Genomic DNA, 10,901 nt, shown 5'->3' with positions numbered 1-10,901 from the left:
TTCAGGCCTTGACGATGTTCTCGTAGTCGGGCATCCCGTTCCATGTCACCGTGACGCCCCGCACCGCCGACGACCAGCCCAGCACGGCGATGTAATACCAGAGCGGCACGGCCGGCATGTCGTGCAGCAGGATTCGCTGTGCGGCGTTGGCCAGCGTGTCCGCCTCCGGCAGGCTGGGCGCGGCCTCGGCGGCGGCCAGCGCGGCGTCGAATTCGCGGCTGGAGTATCCGACGTCGTTGGATCCCGCACCGGTCGCGTACAGCGGGGCGAGGAACTCGATCATCGACGGATAGTCCCCGATCCAGCCAGCACGGAACGCGGTGTCGATCGTGTGGTTGGTGATCAGGGTGCGGTATCCTGCGAAGGTGGGGTGCGGCGCGCCGGCGGCATCGATGCCCAGCACGTTCTTGATGCTGTTGGCGACCGCGTCCACCCACTCCTGATGGCCGCTGTCGGCGTTGTAGGCGATCAGGTAGCGGCCGCTCCACGGCGAGATCGCATTGGCCTGCGCCCAGAGCTGCCTGGCCCGTTCGGGGTTGAAGTCCAACGCGTCGTTGCCCGGGATATTCGGATCGAACCCCGGCAGGGATCGGGCGGTGAAATCGCGCGCCGGGCTGCGGGTTCCGTTGAAGATCTGCTGGCAGATCTGCGGGCGGTTGATGGCCGCCGACAACGCCAACCGGCGCAGCCGGCCCTCCTCGCCGCCGAAGTGGGGTAGCCGCAGCGGCGTGTCGAGCGACTGGCTCACCGCGACGGGACCACTGGCGAAGTTACCGCCCAGATCACGCTTGTAGATCGTCAGCGCACTCGACGGAATCGTGTCCAGGACATCCAGATTGCCGGACAGCAGGTCTGCGTAGGCGGTGTCCAGGTTGCCGTAGAACTCGAACCTCAGGCCCTTGTTGTGCGGTTTGCGGTTGCCGTGGTAGCCGGGGTTGGGCCGCAGGTCGATTTTCACGTTGTGCTCCCACGCCGGCCCGTCGGGCCCGTCGGAAAGCTGGTATGGGCCGTCGCCGACCGGGTTGCGTCCGAACGCCGCCATGTCCCGAAATGCTCTGTCCGGCAATGGATAGAACGCGCTATGGCCCAGCCGCAGCACGAAGTCGACGGTCGGCGCCTTGAGCCGCACGCTGAACTCGAGATCGTTGACCACCCGCAGCCCGGACATGGTGGTCAGCTTTGCATCGGCACCGGCTACCTCATCGAACCCGTCGATCGGGCTGAAGAAGTCTTGCTGCAGTTGGGCATTGGTGCTCAGCGCGCCGTAATTCCACGCGTCGACGAACGAGTGGGCCGTCACCGGTGAGCCGTCGGTGAACTTCCAGTCCGGTTTGAGCAGGATCCGGTAGTTGATGTTGTCGGTGGTCTCGATCGACTGCGCCACTTCTGGCGAAGGTTTGCCGGCGGCATCGTAGGACACCAGGCCGGCGAACAGCCGATCGAGGATCCGCCCGCCCAGGCTGTCGGTGGTACCGGTCGGAATCAACGGGCTCGGTGGCTCCCCACTGTTGACCACCACCAGATCGGGGCTGAGCATGCCGCCGCCGCAGCCGGCCAGCGTCCCGGCCGCCAGCATCCCGGCGGCAAGGACGGCCAGCGCGGCCCGCATCCGACGCATGCCAGCGACCCTAAGGCCTGCGGCGCCCCCGAACCGAACGGGCGCGCCTGGTCGGCGATGGCGAACCGGCGCACCGCGTCGCGGCTAGGATGACGCTGTGACCTCGCACGAAGTCGGCGTTCAGGTCGGATATCTGGCGGCGGTGTTGGGCGTTCCGGCGATCGGTGTGGTCTGTCTGATAATCGGGTTACGCGCGCGCAGCGCGCGGGCCGTCACCGCCGGCCCCCCGGATTCGCCGCAGTCCCGGCCCGCGAAGTGGACCACCACGCTGATCGTCGTCGGTGCCGTGCTGCTCACCCTGGGTGCGCTCGGAATCGCGGGAAACCTCGTGCGACTGAACAAGCGGAGCCTGTTCGACACCGACAAGTCCATGCCGGTGGGCCAGTGCATCGACCAAAACGAGTTTCTCGCAAGGACTTTCAGTTCCAGCCCGGCCAACGACTGCGCGAACCCGGCGAACACCTATCAACTCGCCTACAAGGGCAGCCCCACGGCGAACTGCCCGGACGGCAAACGCGATAACTCCGTCTACAGCCGATACACCGACGACTCCGCCATCCTGTGCTTCGCGCTCAACCTCCAGCAGGGCCGCTGCTACCAGCTGACCAACGGCGCCGAAAACCTGACGATGAGGCCGGACGACTGCGCCGAGCCCCAGCCCTCGCTGGACCGAGTCGTTCAGCGCTTCGACGGCAGCACGGACACCGCACGGTGCGCGACCGGCGACAAGGCCATCGCTTATCCGGTGCCGCCGCGCGTCTACTGCCTGGCACGGGTCGGCGCCTGACCGCCATCAACCCGCGGTGACGGGATGGACCTCCAGCCGGCACGCGTCGATGGCGGCCGGCACGGTGAACACCTGCAGGATGGCCGGAGGGCTGACGGCCAGGTCGGTGTAGCCGGGGCACGGCTTGCCGTCGGCGTCCACGGCGACGCCCTCCACGACCGCCTGGCCCTGCGTCGACAGCGACAGCGTGACCGTCGGCGGGTCGTCGGCGCCGGCGGGCAACCCGCCCAGGTAGCCGCGCGGCGTCGGCTGGCCGTGGATGGGCGGCCCGCCGCTGCCCGAGTCGACGCTCGGGTAACCGGTGAGCGTGCAGGGGTCCGCGCCACCGGCGAGGGCGAACAGCAGCGTCACGCCGCGGTGTCCGACGGCGGCCTGCGTCGGGGAAGCGCTGACGGCGACCTGCTCCGACCAGCACGGCGTCGGCTGGTCGATGGCGTCGGACGGCTCGGCCCACGCGGGTGACCCCGACATCGTCGCCGCCGCGTAAGCCGTTGCGGCCGCGGCGAAGCTGAGGGCTCGTCGCCGCGTGTGCAGTCCCGGCACATCGGTGATTATGCGGCATGCGGGCGTGTTTGACCCCGGATCGGGCGGCGGCTTTTCATCTGGAAGGTCTAGGCTCACTGACGGTTGACGAGCCTCGACGCTAGGAGGAATCCAGTGACCGCCACCCACACCGAGGGACCGACGTCTTATCCGCCGTCGGCGCAGTTCGCCGAGCAGGCCAACGCGGGTGAGGAGCTGTACCGCGAGGCCGAGCAGGACCGGCTGGCGTTTTGGGCCAAGCAGGCCAACCGGCTCTCGTGGTCGACACCGTTCACCGAAATCCTGGACTGGTCGGAGGCGCCCTTCGCCAAATGGTTCGCCGACGGCAAGCTCAACGTCGCCTACAACTGCGTGGACCGCCATGTGGAGGCCGGACACGGGGATCGCGTCGCCATCCACTGGGAGGGCGAGCCCGGCGACAGCCGCAGCCTGACCTATGCCGATCTGCAGAAACAGGTGTGCAAAGCGGCCAACGCGCTGACCGACCTCGGCCTGGTCGCCGGCGACCGCGTCGCCATCTACATGCCCTTGGTCCCCGAGGCCGTCGTCGCGATGTTGGCCTGCGCGCGCCTGGGCGTCATGCACAGCGTCGTGTTCGCCGGTTTCACCGCCAAGGCGCTGCGGGCCCGCATCGCCGACGCCCAGGCCAAGCTGGTGATCACCACCGACGGGCAGTTCCGCCGCGGCAAGCCGGCGCCGCTGAAGGAGGCGGCCGACGAGGCGGTCTCGGATCCGGATAGCTCGGTCGAGCGCGTTCTGGTGGTGCGGCGCACCGGAATTGACGTGTCCTGGAACGACGACCGCGACCTGTGGTGGCACGATGTCGTCGACGCCGCCTCCGACGAACACACCCCCGAGGCGTTCGACGCCGAACAGCCGCTGTTCCTGCTCTACACCTCGGGCACCACCGGCAAGCCCAAGGGCATCGTGCACACCAGCGGCGGCTACCTGACCCAAGCCTCCTACACGCACTACTACGTCTTCGACGTCAAACCCGAGAGCGACGTCTATTGGTGCACCGCCGACATCGGCTGGGTCACCGGACACACCTACGGTGTCTACGGCCCGCTGTCCAACGGGGTCACCGAGGTTCTGTACGAGGGAACGCCCGACTCGCCGACCCAACACCGGCATTTCGAGATCATCGAAAAGTACGGGGTGACAATTTATTACACCGCGCCCACGCTCATCCGGACGTTCATGAAGTGGGGGCGCGAGATCCCCGACGCGCACGACCTGTCCAGCCTGCGAGTGCTGGGCACGGTGGGCGAACCGATCAACCCCGAGGCGTGGCGCTGGTACCGCATGGTGATCGGCGCCGACAGCCTGCCCATCGTCGACACCTGGTGGCAGACCGAAACGGGCGCCGCGATGATCTCCCCGCTGCCCGGGGTCACCGCGGCCAAACCGGGTTCGGCGATGAGGGCATTGCCGGGCATCTCCGCGAGCATCGTCGACGACCACGGCGAACACCTGACGCCCGCCGTCCATCACGGCGAACACATCACCGGTTACTTGGTTTTGGACCAGCCGTGGCCCTCGATGCTGCGCGGCATCTGGGGCGATCCGGAGCGCTACATCGAGACCTACTGGTCCAGATTCGCCGAGCAGGGCTGGTACTTCGCCGGCGACAGCGCCTATTACGACCGCGACGGCGCCATCTGGGTGGTGGGCCGCATCGACGACGTGATGAACGTGTCGGGGCACCGGCTCTCGAGCGCCGAATTGGAGTCGGCGCTCGTCGGCCACCACGGAGTGGCCGAGGCGGCGGTGGTCGCGAAGACCGACGAGACCACGGGCCAAGCCGTCTGCGCGTTCGTCGTCTTGTGCGCCGAGTACCAAGTGCACGACGGGATCGTCGACGAGCTGCGCGCCGAGGTGGCCCGGGAGATCTCCCCCATCGCCAAGCCGCGCGAGATCCACGTGGTGCCCGAACTGCCCAAGACCCGCAGCGGCAAGATCATGCGCCGGCTGTTGCGCGACGTCGCCGAGAAACGCGAGTTGGGTGACACGTCGACGCTGCTCGATCCCGGCGTGTTCGACGCGATCAGGTCGGCCAAGTAGCCCGCACCGGGGCCGGCGCCCAACCGCTCGCGAGCGTCAACCCGGCAGCGGCACGAATCCCGCGCCGGCGCGGTGCTTGGCGTTGATGTCGGCGAGGTCGGCGTTGAACGACTGCACCACCGCCGGGGTATGCAGGGGGATGTATTTGATGATGCACGTCGGCAGGTTGTCGCTGAACGCGCCGTGAATCATGCCGACCAGCAGGTTGTTGACGGTCACCGGCGCCCCCGAGTCGCCGGGCTGGCCGCACACCTGCATGACGATGGTGCCCGGGTCCTGACCCGGCCCCCAGGTGACGCCGCAGGAGTTGCCGGTCGTGCGGCCCTGCTTGCAGGCGACCTGCCCGAACGTCGGATCCGGACCGATGCCGCTGATCACAAAGCCGTTGTAGTTGGCCACCGGGGCCACCTTGGCCGGATCGAACTTGATCACCGCGTAATCCAAATTGTCGTTGCCCGCGACCATCACCCCCACCGGCCCTCGATCCTGGGCGGCCTCGGCCGCGACCTGCGCGCCGGGACCCCCGCAGTGCGCCGAGGTGAAGCCGATCAACTCCCCGGCGGTGTCGGTGCCGATCGTTGTCAGCGTGCACAGCGTGTCCCCGTTGATGACGATGCCGGCCCCGCCGCCCATCGGGACCCGGTCGTCGGCGGCCGCCTTGGCCGGGACGCTCATCAGGGCGACCAGCACGGCCACCATCGCCGCCTTGTAGCAACGGTAGGCCGTCTGCAAAGCAACACCCCCATCGAGCGGTCCGACATCCTGAGCGGCCTGGTCAGTCTAGTCGGCCAGGATGGCGGATTCGCCAGCGACGACGGCGCAGTCGGCCGCCATTCCGCGGCGCTTCAGCTGGCCTCGTCTGCCACCGCACCGCATGGCAACATGAACCGCGACGAGAGAACCGAGAGGACGGTCCGTGAGCAAAGACGATCGCAATAACGGTGTGCCCAGCACGCTGACCACGATCCCGTTGGCCGACCCGCACGCCAGGCCGGCCGAGCCGTCGATCGGTGACCTGATCAAAGACGCCACAGCGCAGATGTCCACCCTGGTCCGCGCCGAGGTCGAACTGGCCCGATCCGAGATCACCCGGGACGTCAAGAAGGGCCTGACCGGCAGCGTCTATTTCATCGCCGCGTTGGTGGTGCTGTTCTACTCCACGTTCTTCTTCTTTTTCTTCCTCGCCGAGCTGCTCGACGAATGGCTGTGGCGCTGGGTGGCGTTCCTGATCGTGTTCGGCATCATGGTGGTCGTCGGCGCCGTCCTCGGCTTGCTGGGCTTCCTGAAGGTCCGCCGCATCCGCGGCCCGCGCCAGACCATCGAATCGGTCAAGGAGACGCGCACCGCGCTCACCCCCGGTCACGAGAAGGCCGCCACGGGCCCGAAGGAACTCCCCGAGTCCGGCGGCAGGCACGAGAAGCCCGCGGACCCCTCGGGTTGGTAGATGCCGGCACCAGATCCGTCGGTCACCCGCATCGACGGGCCGTGGCGGCACCTCGACGTGCACGCCAACGGGATTCGATTCCACGTCGTCGAAGCCCTGCCCGACGGGCAAGGTGACGGCGTTCCGCCGGCGCAGCCGGCCACCGCGCGCCCGTTGGTGATGCTGCTGCACGGTTTCGGATCGTTCTGGTGGTCCTGGCGGCATCAGCTACGCGGGCTGACCGGGGCGCGCGTGGTCGCGGTCGATCTGCGCGGCTACGGCGGCAGCGACAAACCGCCCCGCGGCTACGACGGCTGGACGCTGGCCGGCGACACCGCCGGGCTCATCCGCGCGCTGGGACACTCGTCGGCGACGCTGGTCGGCCACGCCGACGGCGGGCTGGCCTGCTGGGCCACCGCGCTGCTGCATTCGCGGCTGGTGCGCGCCATCGCGCTGATCAGCTCGCCGCACCCGGCGGCGCTGCGGCGCTCCACCCTGACCCGGCGCGACCAGGGCTACGCCCTGCTGCCGACGTTGCTGCAATACCAGCTGCCCATCTGGCCGGAGCGGCTGCTGACCCGGCACGACGCAGCGGAGATCGAGCGCCTCGTCCGGAGCCGGAGCTGCCCCAAATGGGTTGCGTCCGAAGATTTTTCACAGACCGTCCGGCACATGCGGACGGCCATCCGCATACCGGCGGCCGCGCACTCCGCGCTGGAATACCAGCGCTGGGCGGTGCGCAGCCAGCTGCGCGGCGAGGGCCGGCGGTTCATGAAATCGATGAGCCGGCAGCTGGGCCTGCCGCTGCTGCATCTGCGCGGTGACGCCGACCCGTACGTGCTCGCCGACCCGGTGGACCGCACCCAGCGCTACGCCCCCCAGGGTCGCTACGTATCCATCGCCGGCGCAGGACATTTCAGCCACGAAGAGGCACCCGAGGAAATCAACCGGCACCTGATGAAGTTCCTCGAGCTGGTGTACGGGCGTCCCGTCAGCTGACGCAGGACCCGGTGGCGACCTGCTGGGTGTCGCCGATCTTGGAGAGCTGGCTGGACACCTCGTCGGCGGTCAACACGAAGCCGGTGTCGGGGTCGTCGACGGCGGCGCCGAACACGACGCCGAGCACGCGGCCGTTGAGGTCGATCAACGGACCGCCCGAATTGCCTTGCTCCACACTGGCTCTGATGGTGTACACGTCGCGGGTGACCGGCGCCGGATCCCGGTAGATGTCGGGTCCGCTGAGCCTGATGGCCTCACGGATCCGGGCCGGGGTGGCGGTGAAGTTGCCGCCGCCCGGATAGCCCAGCACCACAACACTTTCGCCGCTTTTCGCCTCGCCCTGGGCGAACGCCAACGGCTGCGGCGGCAGGTTGGGGACGGCCAGGATCGCGATGTCGACCGACGGGTCGTAGGAGACCACGGTCGCGTCGAGGGGGCTGCCGCTGGCGTAGATCTGGACGCTGTTGGACCCGGCCACCACGTGCGCGTTGGTCATCACCCGATCGGGGGCGACCACGAATCCGCTGCCCTCCAACACCTTTTGGCAGCTCGGCGCCAGGCTGCGCACCTTGACCACGCTCGGCGCGGCGTTCGTCACCACCGGGTTGGTGGCCAGGGCCGGATCGGGCGACGCGACCGGAATCACCGGGGTGCGGCTGAACGGCTCGAGCACCGCGGGCAGCCCGGAGGTGTTCAACAGCGCCGAGAGGCGCTTGGGCACCGTCTTGAGCCAGGGCGGCGCGACCTCGTTGACCTGCGCGAGCACCCGCGAACCCCGCACCGCGGCGGCCAGTTCGGGCTGGTCCTTGGACTGGGTCAGCGGGGTGGCCAGCAGCCACGCCGCGGTCAACACCACCACCAGCTGGACGCCCACGCCGATGACCGAGTCGACGGTTCGGATCGCGCGGCTGTGGATCGCGCCGCGAACGGCCCGCCCCAGCACCACGCCGGCGACCTCACCGACGACCACCAGCGCGAGGATCAAGAACAGCGCGGTGAACAGCTTGGCGCGGGGCGCGGCGATGTGGCTGACGATGTGGGGCGCCAGCAGCACGCCCGCGATGGCGCCGAGCAGCACGCCGACGAACGACAACAGCGAGCCCAGCGCACCCGAACGCCAGCCCGAGATGGCCGCGATGAAAGCGACTGCCAGCACGGCGATGTCGAGCCACTGCGACGGCGTCATCGAATTCATGTTCATCGACGGGGGCCGCCCTTGTCGCCTACCAACACCATCGCCTCGTCCAGCTCCAGGATCTTGGTGGTGTCCCAGGGCCGGGCCCAGCCGGCGACATCCAGCACCGCGGAAATCACCTGGCCGGTGAATCCCCACACCAGCATCTGATTCAACAGAAACGCCGGCCCGGCCCAGCGACGGCCGAGGTTGCCCCGGTACACCATCAGCCGGTTCTCCGGATTGATGAAGGCGCGCACCGGAACCCGCGACACGATGGCTGTTTCGGTCTCGTCGACGACGGCCACCGGCCCCGGGTCCGGCGAGTACGCCAGCACGGGGACGACGTGGAACCGCGACGGCGCGATGAACGTCCGTTCCATCGTGGCGAGTGGACGCAGCCGGCTGACGTCGATTCCGGTCTCCTCCTGCGCCTCGCGCAGCGCGGTGGCCACCGGGCCGTCGTCGCCGGGATCGGAGGCGCCGCCCGGAAAGGCCGCCTGGCCCGCGTGGTGGCGCAATGTCGAGGCCCGCACGGTCAGCAACAGGTCGGCATCGTCGGGCACACCGCCGTCGGCCGGGCCGGACTCGGGACCCGAGAACAACACCAGCACCGCCGCCTCCCGGTCGTCACCGAGTAATGACGCCATCGATGCCGCCGCCTTGGACGCGGTCACCATCGCCAGCACGCCGGCCGGCAGCCGATGCCGGTACGCCTCGGGGATCTGACCCACGTTGTCCACCAGCGGACGCAACCAAGGCGGAGACACGTCGGGCATCAGCGGGATGGCTGAACTCACCGGCGCCTCCCTCAGTCCAGTCAATCTGCCTATCCCGCGTCGTTTCCGACCGCAGCGGCGATCTCGTCGGCACTGGCGAAAGGCCGCGGCAGCATCTGCGCAACGCTACCGTCCGGCCGGAGGACGACCGTCGCAGGCATCACATTTACCACACGCAGCGCGGCAGCGACCCGACGACGGCCGTCCTGCAGCGTCGGCAGCCGAACACCCAACTCCGCCAACCGCAGCAACCCGGCCGTCTCGTTCTCGTCCTGGTGGACCGTCACCACCATCACGTCCGACCCGACCCGCCGCTGATACTCGGCCATCGCGGGAAGTTCGGCCGCGCACGGCGCGCACCAATAGGCCCAGAGGTTGAGGACCACCCGGTGCCCGGCCAGCGCGCGGGCGACGTCGACGGCAGAACCGTCGGCGGCGCATTCCACCGTGACGCCGCGCAGCGCCGCCGGGCCGGCGCCGCCGCCGGGGGCGGGACACGGCGGTAGGTTGGCGCGCTCGCGCGGACCCGCCAGCGCGGCGGGTGTGTCGGCGTCGCGGTGCTCGCGGGGGGCGGGCGCGTGGGTCGTCGCGCTCGGCGCCGAGTCGTCGTGCAGCGAAGCAACCAGCGCCGCGATCAACGCCGCCACCACCGCCAGGATCGCGATGGTCCACCGGGTTGTCCGGGTCACCGTCGCGCGCCCCGGTATTAGAGCCCCACCAGGGCCAGCAGGTGCTCGGTTTCCGGGCCCTGGACGAGCGGCGCGGCGAGCAGCGGTTCGGTGGGGCCCAATCCGAAGGACGGGCAGTCCTTGGCGAGGATGCAGGCGCCGCACGCCGGTTTGCGGGCGTGGCAGACCCGGCGGCCGTGAAAGATGACGCGGTGGCTGAGCATGGTCCACTCCCGGCGTTCGATCAGCTCGCCGACCGCGTGCTCGATCTTGACCGGATCCTTCTCGATGGTCCATCGCCATCTGTGCACCAAGCGCGAGAAATGGGTGTCGACGGTGATTCCCGGGATGTCGAAGGCGTTGCCGAGGATGACGTTGGCGGTCTTGCGGCCCACTCCGGGCAGGGTGACCAGCTCGGCCATCGTCGAGGGCACCTCGCCGTCGAACCGCTCGACGAGGGCCTGCCCCAGGCCGATCAGCGACGACGCCTTGTTGCGGAAGAAACCGGTGGGACGGATGAGGTTTTCCAGCTCGTCGCGGTCGGCTTGCGCATAATCCAGCGCGGAGCGGTACCGCTTGAACAACGCCGGCGTGGTCAGGTTGACCCGCTTGTCGGTGCTCTGCGCCGAGAGGATGGTGGCCACCGTCAGCTCCAGCGGCGTCGTGAAGTCCAGCTCGCAGTGGGCGTCCGGAAACGCTTGCGCCAGTGCGCGATTCATTCGCCGCGCCCGTCGCACCAACCCCACTCGCGTCTCTTTGGACCAGCGGTCGGCGACGACATCGTCGGGCGCGGAAGGCGTTGACTTCGAACGTCCGGATGCCTTTGCCGCTGTCACCTACGACAGA

The 10,901-nt window shown here is 68.9% G+C and carries 11 protein-coding genes; 4 read left to right on the top strand and 7 right to left on the bottom strand.

What is annotated here, in order from left to right; translation table 11 throughout:
* Position 1: 1 nt before the first annotated feature.
* Positions 2-1,618, bottom strand: coding sequence for a peptide ABC transporter substrate-binding protein (locus AC5Y4S_RS21905; RefSeq protein WP_500034736.1), 1,617 nt, complete (start codon positions 1,616-1,618; stop codon positions 2-4).
* 97 nt (positions 1,619-1,715) lie between these two features.
* On the opposite strand from AC5Y4S_RS21905, the gene AC5Y4S_RS21900 reads away from it, so the two are divergent.
* Positions 1,716-2,405 carry a hypothetical protein gene (locus tag AC5Y4S_RS21900; protein ID WP_500034735.1) on the top strand — a complete coding sequence of 230 codons (690 nt, stop codon included), beginning with the start codon at positions 1,716-1,718 and terminating at the stop codon, positions 2,403-2,405.
* A 6-nt stretch (positions 2,406-2,411) separates the two neighbouring features.
* Here AC5Y4S_RS21900 and AC5Y4S_RS21895 read toward each other — a convergent pair whose 3' ends face one another.
* Positions 2,412-2,876: a DUF4232 domain-containing protein gene (locus AC5Y4S_RS21895; RefSeq protein WP_500034996.1), complete on the bottom strand. Its 465-nt coding sequence runs from the start codon at positions 2,874-2,876 to the stop codon at positions 2,412-2,414.
* Positions 2,877-3,062: 186 nt separating this feature from the next.
* On the opposite strand from AC5Y4S_RS21895, the gene acs reads away from it, so the two are divergent.
* A complete protein-coding gene (gene acs, locus AC5Y4S_RS21890) occupies positions 3,063-5,012 on the top strand; it encodes an acetate--CoA ligase (RefSeq protein ID WP_500034734.1) in 1,950 nt (649 codons plus the stop codon).
* Between the two features lie 36 nt (positions 5,013-5,048).
* Here the strand turns inward: acs and AC5Y4S_RS21885 are convergent, their stop codons facing one another.
* On the bottom strand, positions 5,049-5,744 hold the full coding sequence (locus AC5Y4S_RS21885) for a S1 family peptidase (protein WP_500034733.1): 696 nt from the start codon (positions 5,742-5,744) through the stop codon (positions 5,049-5,051).
* Positions 5,745-5,928: 184 nt separating this feature from the next.
* Here AC5Y4S_RS21885 and AC5Y4S_RS21880 point away from each other — a divergent pair, with 184 nt between their 5' ends.
* Positions 5,929-6,456 carry a phage holin family protein gene (locus AC5Y4S_RS21880; protein WP_500034732.1) on the top strand — a complete coding sequence of 176 codons (528 nt, stop codon included), beginning with the start codon at positions 5,929-5,931 and terminating at the stop codon, positions 6,454-6,456.
* A complete protein-coding gene (locus tag AC5Y4S_RS21875; protein WP_500034731.1) occupies positions 6,457-7,434 on the top strand; it encodes an alpha/beta fold hydrolase in 978 nt (325 codons plus the stop codon).
* Here the strand turns inward: AC5Y4S_RS21875 and marP are convergent.
* From marP to nth, 4 genes are read right to left on the bottom strand one after another with little or no spacing between them, the layout of a single operon-like run.
* On the bottom strand, positions 7,427-8,620 hold the full coding sequence (gene marP / locus AC5Y4S_RS21870) for an acid resistance serine protease MarP (protein ID WP_500034730.1): 1,194 nt from the start codon (positions 8,618-8,620) through the stop codon (positions 7,427-7,429). The two genes, AC5Y4S_RS21875 and marP, sit on opposite strands and share 8 nt — an antisense overlap.
* An 11-nt stretch (positions 8,621-8,631) precedes the next feature.
* A complete protein-coding gene (locus tag AC5Y4S_RS21865; protein WP_500034995.1) occupies positions 8,632-9,387 on the bottom strand; it encodes an NUDIX hydrolase in 756 nt (251 codons plus the stop codon).
* Between the two features lie 50 nt (positions 9,388-9,437).
* Positions 9,438-10,076, bottom strand: a complete 639-nt coding sequence (locus tag AC5Y4S_RS21860) for a TlpA family protein disulfide reductase (RefSeq protein WP_500034729.1) — start codon at positions 10,074-10,076, stop codon at positions 9,438-9,440.
* A 17-nt stretch (positions 10,077-10,093) separates the two neighbouring features.
* Positions 10,094-10,774, bottom strand: a complete 681-nt coding sequence (gene nth / locus AC5Y4S_RS21855; protein ID WP_068126144.1) for an endonuclease III — start codon at positions 10,772-10,774, stop codon at positions 10,094-10,096.
* Between the last annotated feature and the right edge of the window lie 127 nt (positions 10,775-10,901).

The organism is Mycobacterium sp. NGS64, from assembly GCF_059812245.1.
The sequence above is the reverse complement of the archived record's forward strand: the minus strand, read 5'-3'. Positions and strand labels throughout refer to the sequence as shown.